Origin of the sequence: Ureibacillus galli (assembly GCF_014836845.1) — a bacterium.
Taxonomy (GTDB): domain Bacteria; phylum Bacillota; class Bacilli; order Bacillales_A; family Planococcaceae; genus Ureibacillus; species Ureibacillus galli.
In genome coordinates this window covers 65,031-83,512 of the sequence record NZ_JACSQA010000006.1, presented here as the reverse complement: position 1 = coordinate 83,512, position 18,482 = coordinate 65,031, and the positions used below count along the sequence as shown (strand labels likewise).

Below are 18,482 nucleotides of genomic sequence, written 5' to 3'. Positions count from 1 at the left end.
ATTATTCCTTTGACAATGTATCTTTATGAAAGTGATTGTAAATAGCCGTTGCCGTCGAACTTGGAATATGGGCTTCCATTAATTGCTCCACTGTTGACTCTTTAATTTTCTTAATCGAGCCAAAATGTTTTAATAACTGTTGTTTCCTTTTCGGCCCAACCCCTTCAATCCCATCCAAAACGGATTGAATCGCGTTTGTTTGATGTTGTTGTCTTAGGAATGTAATCGCAAAACGATGGACTTCATCTTGAATACGTTGCAATAAATAAAATCCATCACTTGTTCTTTTCATTTCTACCGGGATTGGGGGTTCGCCATATAATAATTGGGAAGTATTATGTTTATCATCTTTTGCTAAACCTGCTATCGGAATGAATAATCCTAATTCATCTTCAATGACTTCCCGAGCCACTTCCATTTGCCCTTTCCCTCCATCAATAATAATTAAATCGGGCAAAGGTAAGTTTTCCTTTAACACTCTTGTATAACGGCGGCGGATTACTTCTTGCATCGCACCATAGTCATCATGCTTTGCTGTTTCTCTTAATTTATATTTGCGGTATTCCTTTTTCGCTGGTTTTCCATCGATAAACACAACCATTGCTGACACAGCATCTGCTCCGTGCATATGGCTATTGTCGAAGGCTTCAATTCGAAGAGGTGGCGCTATATTCATGGCATTTCCTAATTCTAAACATGCCCCAACTGTTCGCTCTTCCTGTCGTTCAATTAATTGGAATTTTTCCCGAATGGCAATTTGCGCATTTTTCGTTGCTAAATCGACCAATTCCTTTTTTGAACCCCGCTTCGGCGTAACAACTTTCATTTGTAAGTAGTTTTCCAATAACGATTCATCCACATTCGTTGGAATGAAAATTTCCTTCGGTTTTATATGTTCCGGTATATCATAAAAACGGCCGATAAACGTTTGGAACTCTTCTTCTGGCTCGCGGTAAATTGGAAAAATGGATACATCCCGTTCGATTAATTTCCCTTGGCGTACAAAAAAGACTTGAACACACATCCACCCTTTTTCAACTGCATAACCAAAAATATCCCGGTTCGATAAATCTCCAGATACCATTTTTTGTTTTTGCATCACCGTTTCAATATGAGCGATTTGATCCCGGTACTCCTTTGCCCGTTCAAATTCTAAATTTTCCGCTGCATCGAGCATTTTCTTCTGTAAATCTTCTTTTACATCTTCAAATCCACCATTTAAAAACTTTGTAATTTCTTCGATCATTCGATCATACACATGTTCATCAATCTCCTTTACACAAGGAGCTAAACATTGGCCCAAATGATAATATAAGCAAACTTTATTTGGCAGTTTCATACATTTGCGTAACGGATATAATCGATCAAGAAGTTTTCTTGTTTCGTTTGCTGCCCCCGCATTTGGATAAGGACCAAAATATTTTGCCTTATCTTTTTTAACTTTCCGTGTAATTAAAATGCGTGGATGTTTTTCATTGGTAATTTTGATATACGGATAGGATTTGTCATCCGTCAACATAATGTTATATTTCGGGTCATGTAGTTTAATTAAATTTAATTCTAAAATTAAAGCTTCCAATTCACTGGATGTGACAATGTACTCGAAGTCTTCAATTTCACTTACTAACAGTTGGGTTTTACCATCATGGGAGCCGGTGAAGTAGGAACGAACACGATTTTTCAAGACTTTCGCTTTTCCGACATAAATAATCGTTCCTTGTCGATCCTTCATTAAGTAACAACCCGGCTCATCGGGTAAAATCGCCAATTTATTTTGAATTGTTTCATTCATTTATATCACCCTAATTAGGTTTTTTTAATATTCATTATAAAGGTTTAAAGAGGCCGATGGGAGAAATAATAAGTAACTATAAAGGAAAAAATGGCGTATAAAAGGGATTGAATAAAAATGAAAAAATCTGCGGGACTCCTTCGGAAACAGCATTATGCTAGCAACCGTGGAAAGTAAGCAGATTTTTCAAAAGGGTAGGATGTCTTTTCTGACATTCCTATTTGTTTCCAAAAGAAATGTCCCAAAGTTTAAAACCTTTGGGACAGGGATATTATTTATGGTTGTTAATGAACTCAACTAGAGCTTCTTTTGGTTGGAATCCAACAGTTTTACCTTTTAACTCGCCATCTTTGAATAATAATAAAGTTGGGATAGACATTACTTGATATTCAGCAGCAGTAGCTTGGTTGTTATCTACATCAAGTTTTGCGATTTTTACTTGATCTCCGATTTCAGCATCGATTTCTTCTAAAACAGGAGCGATCATTTTACAAGGTCCGCACCAAGTAGCCCAAAAATCAACTAAAACAACGCCTGAAGCGATTTCTTCTGAAAAGTTTTGATCTGTTACATGAACAATTGCCATTTAAATAGCCTCCTTAAACTAACATCTGAATGTAGTATAGCACGATAAAAAAAATAGGAACAGTAAAGTGAACTCAAATTGAAACATAAAATTTACAATTTTTTTAGAATGCTAATCAAATAGATATTCGAAAAACTATCCATAAAGAAAAACCTTACCTGTATTTTGGCAAGGTTTTTAACAAATTATCCATTAAGAATTTACTTTTAACGCTTTAAATTCTTCCACTAGCATTGGAACGACTTCGAATAAGTCACCAACAATTCCATAGTCTGCCACTTTAAAAATGTTTGCTTCTGGGTCTTTATTAATCGCTACAATCACTTTTGAATTGGACATACCTGCTAAATGTTGTATCGCACCGGAAATACCGCAAGCGATATAAAGATCTGGTGTAACAACTTTACCAGTTTGACCAATTTGTAATGAATAATCACAGTAATCTGCATCACATGCACCACGAGAAGCACCAACTGCACCACCAAGTACATCAGCTAGTTGTTGCAACGGTTCAAACCCTTCCGCCGATTTTACTCCGCGTCCACCTGCTACAACTACTTTCGCTTCAGATAAGTCAACACCTGTCGAAGCTTTACGTACTACTTCTTTAATGATTGTACGTAAATTTTGAATATCAACAGCTAAGGTTGCAACTTCACCTGTACGACTTGCATCTTTTTCTAAAGGAGCGATGTTATTTGGTCGAATCGTCACAAATACAATGCCATCTTTAATTTTTACTTTTTCAAAGGCTTTACCAGAATAGATAGGACGGATGAATAAAGCACCCTCGCCAGAACCTTCGATTTCTGTTACATCAGAAATTAAGCCAGATTGTAATTTCGATGCAATTTTTGGTGATAAATCTTTACCTAAAGAAGTATGTCCAAAGACAATTGCTTCTGGTTTTTCTTCTTCATATACTGCTAAAAAGGCTTGGCTAAACCCGTCAGAAGTATATGATTTTAAATGTGGATGTTCTACTGTAACTACACGGTCTGCACCATAAGCGATTAATTCACTAGCTAATGAAGTAACGCTATCACCTAAAAGCACCCCTACTACTTCAGCACCGTCAGCAATTTGTTTTGCTGCTGCAATTGCCTCAAAAGATACATTACGTAAAACACCATCTCGAACTTCGCCTAACACTAACACTTTGTTTGCCATATGATGATCCCTCCGATACCGTCTTTGTATTTTTAGACTACTTTTGCTTCTGAATGAAGTAAGTTCACAAGCTCTTTTACTTGATCAGCAAGCTCCCCTTCTAAAACGCGACCAGCTGCTTTTTGAGGCGGTAAATAAACATCTACTGTCTCTACTTTTACTTCTACATCGTCTTCATCAATGTCTAAATCATCCAGTTCCAACTCTGCAAGCGGTTTTTTCTTCGCCTTCATAATCCCCGGTAAAGATGGATAACGAGGTTCATTTAACCCTTGTTGAGCTGTTACTAACAACGGTAACGAAGTTTCAATCACTTCTGAATCACCTTCGATATCACGAACAATTTTTACATTTGTCCCATCAATCTCTAAATCAGTAATTGTTGTTACATAGTTTATACCTAGTAAATCTGCAACACGCGGACCGACTTGACCCGTTCCTCCATCAATCGCGACATTACCAGCTAAAATTAAGTCAACCTCTTTATCTTTTAAATATTCTGCTAGAATAACAGCAGTAGAATATTGATCTAATTCATCTAAATCATCTTCTGTATTGATGAGTACTGCTTCATCGGCACCCATTGCTAAAGCTGTTCTAAGCTGCTTCTCAGCATCTTCGCCACCGATTGTCACAACGGTAACTTTACCGCTATTTGCATCGCGCAATTGGATCGCCTCTTCGATAGCATACTCATCATATGGATTGATGATATATTCTGCCCCATCATCTTGAATTTTCCCATTGGCAATGACAATTTTCTCTTCAGTGTCAAACGTGCGTTTTACTAGTACAAAAATGTTCATTTCCCTAACCTCCTAAATGCGATTATCAGGCTGCCTTCACAACCTGTTGTTTCATAATTTAAAGAAATTACTTACCTGAAAAAGTTGGTTTGCGTTTTTCAATAAATGCTTGTATACCCTCTTTTGCATCTTCTGAAGTAAACACGGAACCAAAACTTGCAGACTCTGCTTGAACACCATCATAAAAGCCTTTATGTTTGCTATATTGCAACATTTCAATCGTTGCCTTCAGGGCAATCGGACTTTTCGTAGCTATTTTTTTAGCAATCTCAATCGTATTCGATAGTAAGTCATCGACAGGGAAGCTTCTAGTAGCTAACCCCCATTGGACTGCCTCAACACCGGAAATTGGCTCACTTGTAAACAGCATTTCTGCTGCTTTTGCTACCCCTACATAACGTGGTAGACGCTGTGTTCCAGCAAAACCTGGAATTAAACCAAGCTGCAATTCTGGTAAACCAAGCTTTGCATCTTCCGCCACATATCGTATATGACAGGCCATGGCAAGCTCTAATCCCCCACCTAACGCGGCACCATGAATGGAGGCGATGACAGGTTTAGGGAACGATTCTAATCGTTCAAATACTTGTTGTCCATTACTAGCAAGCTTTGAAAATTCTTCACCTGAAGATACTTCGGTAAATTCTTTAATGTCTGCACCAGCAGAGAAGAAACGCCCATCACCGTGAAGAACAATGACACGGATCGTATCGTCGTTTTCAACAGCGGTTAACATTTCATCGACTTCATGAATTAAGCCCTTTGATAATGCATTAGCAGGTGGTCGTTGAATTGTAACAATTGCTACCCCTTCTTCAACATTCCAAGTTAGAAATTCCATTCTCCCACTCCCTTTGTAACATATATGCTTCAGTTCGTTTTACTTATGATTTTATTGGCAATTACCCCTACTGAAACATCGTTAACCTTTTAATCCGTTTAACAGCAACTGTCTTACTTTTGGTGCTGTTTCGATTAAATCGTATCGGAACTCATTCATCACCCACGTTGTAATCGTTTCGTCAATCGTTCCAAATACCATTTGGCGAGCAATTCGAACATCCATTGTCGAGTTAAACTCCCCTTTTAGCATTCCTTCCACTAAAATCTCATCAAGCAGTTTTAAATACTCTTTTAATATCGAGTTTATTTTCAACCTGAGATCTTTGTTTGACTGCCTTAACTCTAATTGCGTAACAGTTGCTAGGTGGCGATCATTTGCTAGTACGTTAAAATGATTATCAATCATTTGAGACAATTTCTCTGAAGAAGATTCCCCATTATCAATAATCTCGCGTAAATTCTCAACGAAGACACCCATTTTTTCGCGAAAGACAGATATCAAAATATCTTCCTTATTTTTAAAGTATAAATAGATTGTTCCGTCTGCAACGCCTGCTTGCTTCGCAATTTTTGAAACTTGGGCTTGATGATAGCCGTTTTCAGCAATTGCAATAACGGCAGCATCAATGATTTGTTTATATTTGGGTTTATCTCGTTTCATGTTGTTCACCACCAAAATACAAAAATATGAATGACTATTCATTCATATTTTTATATTATAATTTATAAAACTTTCTGTCAATAAAACCTATTCATTTATTTCGCTTGTAATTCCGCCATTTTTAATTTTTCTTCTTCAACTAATGAACGTCTTAATATTTTTCCGACTGTCGTTTTCGGTAATTCTTTACGGAATTCATATTGTCTCGGTACTTTAAAGGCTGCCAAATGTTCACGACAATATTTATTTAATTCTTCCTCTGTGGCGTTTTTCCCTTCTCGTAAGACAATATAAGCCTTCACCGTTTCTCCACGATACGCATCTGGTATACCTGCTACAACACATTCTTGAATCGCTTCGTGTTCATATAGTACTTCTTCTACTTCACGAGGATAAATATTAAATCCACCTGCGATAATAATATCTTTCTTCCGATCAACGACGTAGAAATAGCCATCGTTGTCCATATAACCTATATCTCCCGTTAAAAACCATCCATTTACGAAACTCATCGCCGTATCTTCTTGACGATTCCAATATCCTTTCATTACTTGTGGTCCTTTTATAGCTATTTCTCCGACTTCCCCAGGAGGTAGTAATTCCCCATCCGATGAGCGGATAATAGCTGCCTCTGTATCTGGCCAAGGAACACCAATAGAACCTTTTACCCGTTTATCCCAAATAAAGTTTGCATGGGTAACTGGCGATGTTTCGGTTAAACCGTAGCCTTCAACTAACTTTCCACCCGTTAACTTTTCAAATTTCTCTTGCACTTCGGCTGGTAATGGTGCAGAACCACTTAAACAAGCTTTTATAGAAGATAAATTATATTTTCCTAAATCTTGATAATTCAAAATTCCAATATACATCGTTGGTGCACCAGGGAATAAAGTTGCCTTCTGTTTTTCAATTGCTTTTAATGTTTGCTCCACATCAAACTTTGGTAATAAAACCATCTTGTTTCCTTTTAAAACCGATAGTAGTAGAACTGTCGTCATACCATAAACGTGGAAAAATGGCAGGACACCTAATATAACTTCTTCTCCCGCCTTACATTGGTACATCCAAACATCGCACATTTTCGCATTGGCAATTAAATTTTTATGGGTGAGCATAACTCCTTTTGGCGTTCCCGTTGTACCACCCGTATATTGCAGTAGGGCTAAATCCTCCTCGATATCAAATTCCATTTCGATCGGCGTTGCCTCACTCGTGCGTAAAACTTCCGTAAATAAATGGGTCAGTCCTTTATGCTCCACTTTTACTTGGAAGCCATATTGTTTTTTCTGAATGAAAGGGTAGACGAGATTTTTAGGAAATGGCAAATAATCTTTAATAGCCGTAATGATAACGTTTTCAATTTCAGTTTCTTTTAACACCTTTGTAATACGTGGATATAAAATATCCATTGCTAAAATGACTTTTGCTCCTGAGTCGGCCAATTGATATTGAAGCTCCCGTTCAGTATAGAGAGGATTTGTTTGGACAACGATACCTCCTGCAAATAACGTACCATAATAGGCAATAACAGATTGAGGACAATTCGGAAGCATAATAGCAACTCGATCCCCTTTTTCTATCCCTAATCGACGTAAGTAATTGGCAAACTTTAAGGACGATTCATATAGTTCTTTATACGTAACGTCTCTCCCCATAAAATGAATCGCTACTTTAGTAGGGCTATGCTCATACGCATTCGTTAAAAAGCTTTGAACAGGTATATTTTCGTAAGTCATGCTGTGAGGTATTTCTTTCGGGTATTGGGAAAGCCAAACCTTCTCAGTCATTCATAACTCCCCTTCGTTTCAAAGTTTTAAATTTTCTTACAATTATTATAATAGAAAAGAAAGACGCTTTCAAACTATTTTTACAAAACTTTCACTTTTTCGCTAGATAATGCGTTTATTTTCTATCTTAAAAACAAATTTAATAGAGTGGAAAAATTTGTAGAATGTTGTCATAAATTGCCCCTTTATATTTTTAATATAGTATTTTTTCATTAAAAAAAGACTAGTAGAAAACATTCTACTAGTCTTTCCCCATTGCTATATAGTGAATAAATAATAAATACCTACAATGACAAATAATATACAGACTACGATTAATATTTTTGCTAATTTTTCCATTGATTCGCTCCTACCAAATACTTGCCCCAATAACATAGGAAAGCCCTAACGAAATTGTAAATGAAATAAAACCTACAGAACGATTATCACGGGCAATTTCATCATCTACTTTAAAACTAGGTGTTAAAAATTCAAACAAAATATACGCAAAAATTAAAAGAACAAATCCGAACAATCCCCATCCAACCATTTCAAATAATGTAGAGTGTCGTTCGATGGAATATCTAAAAATATTACATACACCTAATATTTTGCCACCCGTAGCTAATGCAACTGCAATGTTGCCCTTTTTGATTTCTTCCCAATTTTTATACTTAGTAATAATTTCGAATAACACCATGGAAACGATTAAACAAAGGCCAACAACACTGAAGTATCCTGCCGTCTCTACTAAAGGGTGTTGCCAAAAATCTGAACCAAACAAATCGAGTCACCCCTTCTTCTTCTGCACAAATACATACAATGAACAATGCCCACTGCATGTATTTGCACTATACTATTTTAATTCAACAACCGTAACACCGAATCCACCTTCACCTGCTTCACCATAACGGAAAGATTTTACCCGCTTATGACCCTTCAAGTAATTTTGGATTCCTTGTCTTAATGCACCAGTGCCTTTCCCATGAATAATCGATACTCTTGGATAGTTTGCTAAAAGGGCATCATCAATATATTTCTCAGTTTTCAAAATCGCTTCCTCATAACGTTCGCCGCGCAGATCTAATTCCAATTTCACATGACTATTACGATTTTTCACATTCGTCATAACGACCGTTTGTTTTTCTTTTTCAGGTTTCAAATACTGTAAATCCGATTCATCTAATTTCATCTTCAAAATACCGATTTGAACGACCCATTCACGATCTGATACTTTTTCAATAATCGTTCCTTTTTGACCGTAGCTTAAAACTTTCACTTCGTCACCAATTTTTAAATTTTGAGCCCTTTCTCGAATTTGAGCTTGCTTTTTCAATACCGGATTTTCTTGTGGAGCAACATCTTCCAATTTCTTTTTCGCCTCAATTAGTTCGTGTTCCTTCACAACCATACTTGCATTAGCTCTCATTTCACGTAGTTCAGCAATAATTTTTTCGGACTCTTCCTTCGCTTCATCTACAATTTTCCGTGCTTTTTCTTTTGCTTTCTTTTCTAAAGTCTCTTTTTTCTCATCATACGTTCTTAAACGTTCTTCCAATTCTTCCCGTAACTTTTGAGCCTCTTCTAGTAAAGCATGTGCCTCTTCAGCTTCCCGTTCTGATTGACGTCTGCTTTGTTCCAATGAAGCAATCATTGATTCCACTTCATGGCGATCAGAACCGGTAAAGGATTTTGCTTGTTGAATTATCGATTCTTTTAAGCCAAGACGTTTTGAAATTTCAAAAGCATTAGAACGACCTGGTACGCCAATAAGTAATCGGTAAGTAGGACTTAAAGTTTCCACATCAAATTCTACACTGGCGTTGACGACTCCTTTTCGGTTATAGCCGTATGCTTTCAATTCTGGATAATGGGTTGTCGCCATTACACGAGCTCCAGAACCTACTACTTCGTCCAAAATGGAAATCGCAAGAGCAGCCCCTTCTTGTGGATCCGTTCCTGCTCCTAATTCATCAAATAGTACAAGGGAGCGATCATCAAACTTCCCTAAAATATCCACAATGTTTACCATGTGGGATGAAAATGTTGAAAGGGATTGTTCGATCGACTGTTCATCACCAATATCAGCAAACAATTGATCAAACACGGCCAGTTCTGAACCATCTAAGGCAGGAACGGGTAAGCCGGCTTGCGCCATTAGCGTACAAAGACCAACCGTTTTCAATGTAACCGTTTTCCCACCTGTATTCGGCCCGGTAATAACTATCGCTGTAATTTCTCGACCAAATTCAATCGTATTTGGAACGGCATCTTCAATTGAAATAAGCGGATGTCTTGCCCGCACTAATCGAATATACCCTTCTTGATTCATAGTTGGTTTCGTACATTTATTCGCTTGGCCATATTTACCTTTTGCTAATATAACATCGATATCTCCTAAAATTTGAACAAGGATAAATAAATCATGGCTTACTTCTTGTACTTTGGCAGACAGTTCCAATAAAATCCGTTCAATTTCAGCCTTTTCCCTTACTTTTAATCGTTGAATTTCATTGTTTGCCTGTACGACCGATTCCGGTTCAATAAATAACGTCTGACCAGACGAAGATTGGTCATGGACGATTCCACCGTAATGCCCACGATACTCTTGTTTCACAGGGATAACGAAACGGTCATTTCGAATTGTTACAATAGCATCTGATAACATTTTTGTAGCATTGGAACCCCGTGTTAAACTTTCTAATTTTTGTCTTACTCTTGCCTCTTCCGCCCGTAATGACTGACGTATGGAACGAAGGGTCGTACTAGCAGAATCTAACACGGCACCGTTATCATCAATGCAATCATTAATTTCATGTTGAAGAGCCGTTAAAATCGGCATTTGTTCTTTTCTTTCAATAAAATGGGGAATTGTAATTGTTTCTTCTTGTTCAATATCTTCAATGAAGTTCCGTAGTATGCGACTTGCACGAATCGTACTAGCGATTTCCATTAATTCCATTGGACTTAACATACCGCCGATTTGCGCCCGTTTCGCATGGGGACGTACATCAAAAATACCGCCCATTGGAACGTTTCCTTTTACCCGTAAAATGGATAGACCTTCATCCATTTCATTTAACAGTTCTACCACTTTATCAAAATCAGTTTCGGGAATTAGTTGCTCTATAGCATTCTTTCCTAATGATGAAGTACAAAAGCTCGCCACTTGTTCCCGTACTTTATCATATTCTAATGTTTTCAATGCGCGTTCTGCGATCACTCCCGAACACCTCCTGTTTTTGTAACATATCTATATACTTACTTGTTTTTCCTAATAAAAGTTTCAAATTGTTCTAAAGACCACGTATTGACAACTAACTCTTTTTTCAACCAAGCTTTTTGAGCATATTTTGCGCCAATTTCCATTACATCTAATTGTTCAATTGCATGGGCATCTGTATTAATGGCAATCGGTACGTTGTATTCCATTGCCATCATTAAATGCTCAATACATAAATCTAATCTAAAAGGGCTAGCATTTAATTCCAAAATTTTGCCATACTCCGCAGCCCACTGAATTAATTGCGGCACATCCGGATTATACCCTTCCCGCTGACCAATAATTCGTCCCGTTGGATGGGCAATCATATGGACGTATGGATTTTGTATTGCTGTAAATAGCCGCTCCATAATTTTTTCTTGGGGCTGTGAAAAACTCGAATGGATTGATGCGATAACAAAATCTAATTCTTTTAATACGTCATCGTCAAAATCTAATGTAGCATTTGGTAAAATGTCCATCTCTGTCCCAGCAAATAAACGAAAATCTGGGTTCGCTTCATTGAAATCATAAATTTCCAATCGTTGTTTTTGAAGACGTTCTGGCGTCAAACCATTGGCCACTTTTAAATATTGGGAATGGTCTGTAATAACACCGTGGGTATATCCTCGCTCAAATAAAGCTTGTCCCATTTCCTTAACCGTATGGGCACCATCAGACCAAGTGGTATGCATGTGTAAATCCGATACAATTTGTTCAAGCGTCACTAGTCCGCCAAGTTCCTTTAACCGTTCCAACTCTTTACCTGATTCCCGAACTGTTGGAGGAATATATGGTAAGCCGAAATGGGCGAAGAAATCTTCTTCTGTATCGAAGGTCATGATTGTACCATCGGGCTGTTCAACACCATATTCACTAATTTTCTTCCCTTGTTCTTTAGCCAATTGACGCATTCGGACATTGTGATCTTTCGAACCCGTAAAGTGATGAAGGGCAGTCGCATATTCGTTCATCGTAACGAGGCGAAAATCTACATTTACGACATCTTCAGCGTCCAATACGATAGATACCTTCGTTTCACCTGCTGCAACTACTTCTTTAATTGTCAGTTGTTTAAGCAATTGATCTTTTACTTGCTCAGGTTCCTCTGTGGCAACGATAAAATCGATATCCTTACTCATTTCACTTACTCGTCGGAAGCTTCCCGCTACGGAAAACTTTTGGATGACAGAAATAGAACGTAACACCCTGTTAATTTCATTGACGATTTGTTGTAAATACCAAATCGGTAATCGTTCACTGCGCTCCCCTAATTGATCGAGTTCCTTTAATATTTTCTCTTCTGATTTTGGTCCAAAACCGGCTAACTGACGAATTTGTTGGGCAACACATGCAGCTCGCAAACTTTCTGCACTATCGACACCTAGTTCACTATAAAGTTTTGCTAGTTTCTTCCCGCCTAAACCCGGTAGTTTTAGTAGAGGGATTAATCCTTTTGGAACGACTTCTTCCAACTCTTTCAGCTGAGTAGACTGACCCGTTTCCATCAATTCATAAATGACCGTTGCCGTTCCTTTCCCTATTCCTTTTAAAGCCGTAATGTCCTCAATTTCATTTAAACTACGCTCATCTAATTCTAGGGCATTGGCTGCTTTGCGAAAGGCAGATACTTTAAAAGGATTTTCCCCTTGTAATTCTAATAAAAGGGCAATTTTTTCTAACGTTTTAATAACAATTTTTTTATTCATATATGTTGCCTCCTCTTTAAGAAAGAAATTTCGGTCAAACATTATCGCGTAATATCTTTCATATGTGGATAGCTTACTAATTCATTTCTATCCGCTGAAAAAGGAAATGCCCCAAAAGTCGCTTTGGGACATTTCCTTTAAATCGATTGTCAAACGACAGACGAAAACAAATTTAACTACTTTTTGTAAATATACCACCAATCCCGCACCATATCGGTAAAAATGGGTGTATGCTCGAGCATAAGGTTGGCAATGAATGAGCCATCCATCAAGTCTTGAATCGGTCCCATTGGAATTAATGCTAACACATACATTAATATAAACAAAAGGAAATAGAACTCGATAAAGCAAAGGATAGCACCAAGAATACGGTTTACAGAATTTAATATTGGTAAATATGTAATAAAATCAAATATCGAGCCAAGAATTTGTAAAGCAATTTTTACTACAAAGAAAATAATCGCAAAGGCGATAATTCGATAGAATGTTTCATCAACATTTAAAGAATCTAAAACAAGTACCATAGATGAACCATCTGTTACACCAGGATAAGGTATCCATAGTACAAACTTTTCCGCTAGTGGTTTGTAGTAAATATAAGCTACAATCAGTGCAACAAAGAAGCTGGCAAGATGGATTGCTTGCACGATGAAGCCTCTTTTTAATCCTACGAGTATACTAGCAGCAAATATAATTAGTAATATAATATCTAACATTCAATTCAACCCTTTAATTTTTTCACTTCTTCTTCAAGTTTTTCAACTTGTTCTTTTAATTTTAATAATTCATGTACGGTATTGACAGCTGTTAGAACGGCTATCTTAGAACTATCTAATGATGGATTATGTACATGCATTTCTCGCATTTTATCATCTACTATAGAAGCAACTAATCGCATATGTCCAGTAGATTCGGTGCCAACAATTTTATATGAATGCCCATAAATTTCTACTGATATTCGATTTTTTTCTTGTTCAGCCAATGCAATACCCCCTAAACCGTAAGCAAAAAACAATTATTCATTCACATACCCTTTGCAAATAAGAATAAAACAACCAAACCGTATAATCGCTTGGTCCATTCTACTACGTTTGAATCTATTACGAAATTTATAATACATATCATACCATCTTTAGTTTGCATAGTACAACTACATTCAGGTTACAAAACCAATACTAGCGGGACTTTTAGCATATCCCATTATTTCCCATATGAAAGGTTGTTAGCTTTGGGAGAAGAATGAGGGAATATAATTTATTAATACTTAGCTATACTTTATTGGCACTTCCTCTAATAATGTTTTCTGTTATATGATCATTTGGCTGCATGATTAAGAATTAATGAAGTATTTTTCCAGTCTAAATTAAATATATATAATATAGTTATTTAAAAGCATAGCTAAAGATTATCAAATCTTTAACATCTATGACACACTAATAAACAAAACGATCATTTCATTTTCGATAAGAATGGATCTTGGAACTAAGAAGGGGACGAATTTATGTCAAATATTGTATTACAACTTTCACCCGAAATACAAAATCAAGTAAAAACTTTTTATGCTTCATCAAGGGTTGAGCGAAATGCACCTGGAGTTATCTTTGCTGCGAAGCTACCAGATACAGCTATTACGATATATAAATCTGGAAAAGTAATGTTCCAAGGGATCGGAGCAAAAAGAGAGGCAAGCCGTTGGGGGGAAGTAAAAATGAAAACAGTTACTTCCAATCATACAAACCAAACAATTCAAACAATTCAAACAAAGGGGGATACCCTTCCTGAACATTTTTCAACGATGTCGGTTATCGGGTCTGACGAAACCGGTACCGGCGACTATTTTGGACCTATAACGGTTGCTGCAGTTTATGTTCCGAAAGATAAAATTGAATTAATTACGGAGCTAGGCGTCAAAGATTCAAAAATGTTAAATGATTGTATTATGCGTAAAATTGCTCCAGACATAATGTCCGTATGTACTTACAGCATTTTGACTTTGCGTAATGATAAATATAACACCCTTCAAGGAAAAGGATATTCCCAAGGGAAAATTAAAGCATTGCTTCATAATCAAGCAATTAAACATGTATTGTCAAAAATGGACCCGGAAAAGCCCGATTATATTTTGATTGACCAGTTTGCTGAACGTTCGATTTACTATAATCATATAAAGAACGAAAAAGAAATTGTTCGGGAAAAAGTTTTATTTTCCACAAAAGCAGAACAACTCCATATAGCTGTAGCTGCGGCTTCGATTTTAGCCCGCTATGCCTTTTTGAAAGAAATGGATCGGCTTTCAGAAATAGTTGGTTTTGACTTACAAAAAGGAGCAAGTGGTAAAGTTGATGAAATGGCCGCTCGCATTTGGTTAGAACAAGGGCAAGATACATTAAAGTCGATAACTAAATGGCATTTTGCGAATACGGAAAAAGCAAAAAAACTAATTGAGAAAAAAAGATAAAAAATGAAAAAAGCGCTGGGTAGAACCAGACGCTTTTTTTACATCATTTTGCAATAAACCGTTCCACTTTTAATAGCTGATCCATTTTTATTTTTGGCGTAACACCTTGTAACCTATTATTTTGGATATCGCCAGCCCATTCCTTTGGTCGATTCGCAAGCCATTCTAAATCGAATAACCTTTCCCAAGTGGCTATGACTTCTTTTTCGGGAAAATCAAGTTTTTCAAACTTCATCCATTCTTTTTCATCAAATGTAATTGGGACTTTATTTAAAATGAAATGCCAATCTTCAAATGAAGACCATAGTATATCTTGACAAGGGATATTAAGCTTTAAAATAACGCCCTTTGAACCTTTTGGAAGCAATGCCCTTTCATTACGGTTTACTCGACGATTCCATACCCATATCGGTCCTGCTTGTCCATTGTATCGAGGAAGCCTTTTTGCCATCTGTCCCATCATCCATTTATATGCCTCAGGAAACATAGCTAACTCTAAACTTCCTTCTAAATATCCCTGATCCCTCATTAAGTGATATGCTTCCAATTTTTGTACACTATAAACAATCATTACTTTTCCCTTTCATTAGTAAGTTTTAAAACGTTTCTGCCTTAGTGTTCTAAAACTAATGCCTCTTATTAGTGAATAATTATAGTTCAACAAACAATTTTTATTCATAACATAACCATTATCGACAGTTGTTCCTGTACAGTCCTTCATTTGCAAACTTGTACTAATCGTCCAACAAGGATTAGGTTCTTTCGCTCAAAAGTTCCCCTTAAATTAATAGTGGCTTACTCACCTACCATACCGTCCTTATCATTATCTTGCATATATGGGTATAACCAATGATTACTCGTTATTGGCATACTAAAACCTGCTGCTTTTGCTTCTTTAATCGTTACCTGTCCATTACCGTTTGTATCAATACTCGAAATATCACCGTTTTTGTTTGAACTAGTTGAATCAGAAGGCTCGCTACCGGTTAAACCGAGTGATGCGTTTACTTCATCAGGGTTTACATTGTCAAATGACTCAACGATCTTGTTACCCATTAAAGTATAAGTATACTGATACTTTGAAGGAATTTGTGTTTCCGTATTTGGATATGTAATAATTGCTTCAAAATTAGTAGCTCCACCTGCGTTACGGATGGCATCTTCCATATAAGCTTGATCACCATGTCGGTTGAGCGTACTATCTTGTGGGGTAATATTATAAGCGTTCGATACCCCTCCGAGAGAATCAGCAATGATATGTCCTTCATCTAAATCGTCACGTTCAACGCCAGGAACCTTTGCCTCATCAGGATAGTATCTGCCAGAGGATAATACAGGTTCTTTCCGATGATCTTGTAAAATGATTTCGTCAGCAATAACACGTACTAGTTGCCCATATTCATTGGTAAATGCCCAATATTCACGGTCCCCATAACCTATGTTAACGACGACGTTCGATTCTCGATATCCAGACAAGTCACCTCCATCAACTTCAATAAATTTGTATCCTGAGAACAGATCATCATTTGATTGTGCCGGTGTTTCCTCATCTACTGTTTCATCAACAACCGTAGGGATTGTTTCTTCTTTTTCGTTCTTGTTATTTGTTTCAACTGTAGTTTCTTCTTGTTGGTCCGTTTCGACATCTGCAACGGATGTATCTTCTACGTTAGTACAACCAACGACAAAGATGGTCATTACAAATAAGATTAAATAGTAGTTCATGGTCTTTTTCATTTTAGGGCTCCTTATAGTTGTATCATCGTTCATTCTAATGTTTTGAGAATTTTCATAGATTAACATTGTTAACCTATTGATAATAGTATATTCCAAAATTAACTGTTATGTGGCAAAGTTGTTTTAATTCGTTAGCTTAATAAGTAATTTATTCTCTTTTCTCATAGATTCCTTTTACAAACTGTTCCTTATCGTCTGTGTATTCAATGATTTTCCCTTTTTTCTTCAACGAATTTCATTTTCAGTTCTTTATTATAATCTACTAAGTAAATAAAGTGTGTTTACCTCCTTTACCGTTTAGGGCAATATTATTGGTACTATTAAGTATTACACTAATATTTATGCTTCATGAACGACAATACTGCTGTATAAAAAAAGACTGTGCCAAACATCCAGTTTGAGCATAGTCTAGTTAATTATTACTTTAATGGTTTAGTACTTTGCGTTAGCCTTCACTCTTATTCCTATCCCCATTAAATCACTTATTTTCATACGCATCAAATTACAGGCGTTTATTGTAAATATAAAAAGAAGTGTTTCAATTGGAAGGGATGATTTTGAGTTAGAGGAAAAGTTTTATAAATTATTTCATACTTTTCTTCTTTTTTTCAATGCAATAAATAATAGTATTAAAATTAAAATAAGAAATAGGAAAATATTTGAAAATAAATTCATCCAATGAAAAGGAGCTTTATTAACATAGACAGCTTTTAACCATTTGCCTTCTTCATTTTTGACTGCAATAGCGTTATCAGTAGTTATACCCCTTATTTCAAAGTATTCCGTTCCCTTTGGATAATAATTAGATGCATTACCAAAGTAGTTCCCCATGTCATTAGGCCTTGTTTTGACCTCTCCTATACGCTTAACAATTAGACTATTAATTACCTCTTCATCTGTGACTTTATAAACATTCCCACTCCATACTACGAACGGATAGGCCCAACTTAAAGCATGAACAGTTGAATTAGTTATAAGTACTAAAATTAATAAAAACATACTAATTTTTTTCATACTATACCTTCCTAAAATTATCAGTTTAATACTAATTCTTCTAAATATACGGTTTTACCTTGTTTAAGTATTCTTCAAATTTATTGCACTAATTTTAATTAAAATAGAAACATTTAAAGAAATGCGTTACATATGAGATCTCGAGAAAATGGTTACTGCTTTTCAATTGATGAACTAATCGTTAATTTGAGTTAACCTGATTATCAAGTTTTTTAAATTAAATACATTTTATTTTAAACACATCAACCTTATCGTATTTGTTATCTGAAACAGTTTCAATGTAGCTCCATCCTCTTTTCATATAGTAGTCGGAGGCATCTTCGGTTCTTAATTATAGTTCCTTATATCCCAATTCTTTCACTACACTTATGGTTTTGGCTACTAACTCTTGTCCTACGCCTCTTCCACGATACTCAGGTTTTGTATTTAAAGATGCAAGCCAAGGCTTATATAACTCTCTTATGTGCAAATCGTTTTCAAGGATTGATACAGTTCCTATACATTTTTCGTTCACTAATGCAACAAGTGTTATCGGGAAAATATGATCCGTTGTGTTTGAAAAGTGTTTAACAACATTCTCCCACTCCATACTATTACCTGTTTTTACTATAAATTCCTTATATATCATCTCAGAAACCTCTTTATTTTTTCGGGCTGATTTGATAAAAAATCAACAAT

At 36.2% G+C, this 18,482-nt stretch carries 17 protein-coding genes; 1 reads left to right on the top strand and 16 read right to left on the bottom strand.

Translation table 11 applies throughout. The features are described 5' to 3' along the window. Window position 1: 1 nt before the first annotated feature. The 12 genes from uvrC to zapA form a co-directional block, all read right to left on the bottom strand. Entirely contained in the window at window positions 2-1,792 is a 1,791-nt protein-coding gene (gene uvrC / locus H9636_RS06450) for an excinuclease ABC subunit UvrC (protein ID WP_191706803.1), read from the bottom strand. A 271-nt stretch (window positions 1,793-2,063) separates the two neighbouring features. Further along, window positions 2,064-2,378: a thioredoxin gene (gene trxA, locus H9636_RS06445; RefSeq protein ID WP_122973716.1), complete on the bottom strand. Its 315-nt coding sequence runs from the start codon at window positions 2,376-2,378 to the stop codon at window positions 2,064-2,066. 192 nt (window positions 2,379-2,570) lie between these two features. Beyond that, the gene (locus H9636_RS06440) at window positions 2,571-3,548 is read right to left on the bottom strand and encodes an electron transfer flavoprotein subunit alpha/FixB family protein (RefSeq protein WP_191706802.1); all 978 of its coding nucleotides are present in this window, start codon (window positions 3,546-3,548) and stop codon (window positions 2,571-2,573) included. A gap of 32 nt (window positions 3,549-3,580) precedes the next feature. Further along, complete coding sequence (locus H9636_RS06435) at window positions 3,581-4,354, bottom strand: electron transfer flavoprotein subunit beta/FixA family protein (RefSeq protein WP_191706801.1); 774 nt, start codon at window positions 4,352-4,354, stop codon at window positions 3,581-3,583. Between the two features lie 67 nt (window positions 4,355-4,421). Continuing rightward, window positions 4,422-5,195: an enoyl-CoA hydratase gene (locus H9636_RS06430; protein WP_191706800.1), complete on the bottom strand. Its 774-nt coding sequence runs from the start codon at window positions 5,193-5,195 to the stop codon at window positions 4,422-4,424. A gap of 81 nt (window positions 5,196-5,276) precedes the next feature. Next, on the bottom strand, window positions 5,277-5,858 hold the full coding sequence (locus H9636_RS06425; RefSeq protein WP_191706799.1) for a TetR/AcrR family transcriptional regulator: 582 nt from the start codon (window positions 5,856-5,858) through the stop codon (window positions 5,277-5,279). 95 nt (window positions 5,859-5,953) lie between these two features. Next, complete coding sequence (locus H9636_RS06420) at window positions 5,954-7,645, bottom strand: long-chain-fatty-acid--CoA ligase (RefSeq protein WP_191706798.1); 1,692 nt, start codon at window positions 7,643-7,645, stop codon at window positions 5,954-5,956. A 349-nt stretch (window positions 7,646-7,994) separates the two neighbouring features. After that, on the bottom strand, window positions 7,995-8,408 hold the full coding sequence (locus tag H9636_RS06415) for a DUF350 domain-containing protein (protein WP_122971155.1): 414 nt from the start codon (window positions 8,406-8,408) through the stop codon (window positions 7,995-7,997). Window positions 8,409-8,480: 72 nt separating this feature from the next. Further along, on the bottom strand, window positions 8,481-10,847 hold the full coding sequence (locus H9636_RS06410) for an endonuclease MutS2 (protein ID WP_191706797.1): 2,367 nt from the start codon (window positions 10,845-10,847) through the stop codon (window positions 8,481-8,483). Between the two features lie 38 nt (window positions 10,848-10,885). Then, window positions 10,886-12,595: a DNA polymerase/3'-5' exonuclease PolX gene (gene polX / locus H9636_RS06405; protein WP_191706796.1), complete on the bottom strand. Its 1,710-nt coding sequence runs from the start codon at window positions 12,593-12,595 to the stop codon at window positions 10,886-10,888. Window positions 12,596-12,771: 176 nt separating this feature from the next. After that, complete coding sequence (locus H9636_RS06400) at window positions 12,772-13,311, bottom strand: CvpA family protein (RefSeq protein ID WP_191706795.1); 540 nt, start codon at window positions 13,309-13,311, stop codon at window positions 12,772-12,774. A gap of 5 nt (window positions 13,312-13,316) precedes the next feature. Then, complete coding sequence (gene zapA, locus H9636_RS06395) at window positions 13,317-13,577, bottom strand: cell division protein ZapA (protein WP_191706794.1); 261 nt, start codon at window positions 13,575-13,577, stop codon at window positions 13,317-13,319. Between the two features lie 519 nt (window positions 13,578-14,096). Here zapA and rnhC point away from each other — a divergent pair. Beyond that, window positions 14,097-15,053 carry a ribonuclease HIII gene (gene rnhC / locus H9636_RS06390; RefSeq protein WP_191706793.1) on the top strand — a complete coding sequence of 319 codons (957 nt, stop codon included), beginning with the start codon at window positions 14,097-14,099 and terminating at the stop codon, window positions 15,051-15,053. A gap of 43 nt (window positions 15,054-15,096) precedes the next feature. Here rnhC and H9636_RS06385 read toward each other — a convergent pair whose 3' ends face one another. From H9636_RS06385 to H9636_RS06370, 4 genes are all read right to left on the bottom strand, one after another. Continuing rightward, window positions 15,097-15,624, bottom strand: a complete 528-nt coding sequence (locus H9636_RS06385) for a DUF3841 domain-containing protein (RefSeq protein WP_191706792.1) — start codon at window positions 15,622-15,624, stop codon at window positions 15,097-15,099. 224 nt (window positions 15,625-15,848) lie between these two features. Beyond that, entirely contained in the window at window positions 15,849-16,790 is a 942-nt protein-coding gene (locus H9636_RS06380) for a DNA/RNA non-specific endonuclease (protein ID WP_191706791.1), read from the bottom strand. A gap of 588 nt (window positions 16,791-17,378) precedes the next feature. Further along, window positions 17,379-17,804 (bottom strand): hypothetical protein, encoded by a 426-nt coding sequence (locus tag H9636_RS06375; RefSeq protein ID WP_191706790.1) that lies wholly within the window; start codon window positions 17,802-17,804, stop codon window positions 17,379-17,381. Between the two features lie 331 nt (window positions 17,805-18,135). Then, window positions 18,136-18,432 carry a GNAT family N-acetyltransferase gene (locus H9636_RS06370; protein ID WP_191706789.1) on the bottom strand — a complete coding sequence of 99 codons (297 nt, stop codon included), beginning with the start codon at window positions 18,430-18,432 and terminating at the stop codon, window positions 18,136-18,138. Window positions 18,433-18,482 lie beyond the last annotated feature (50 nt).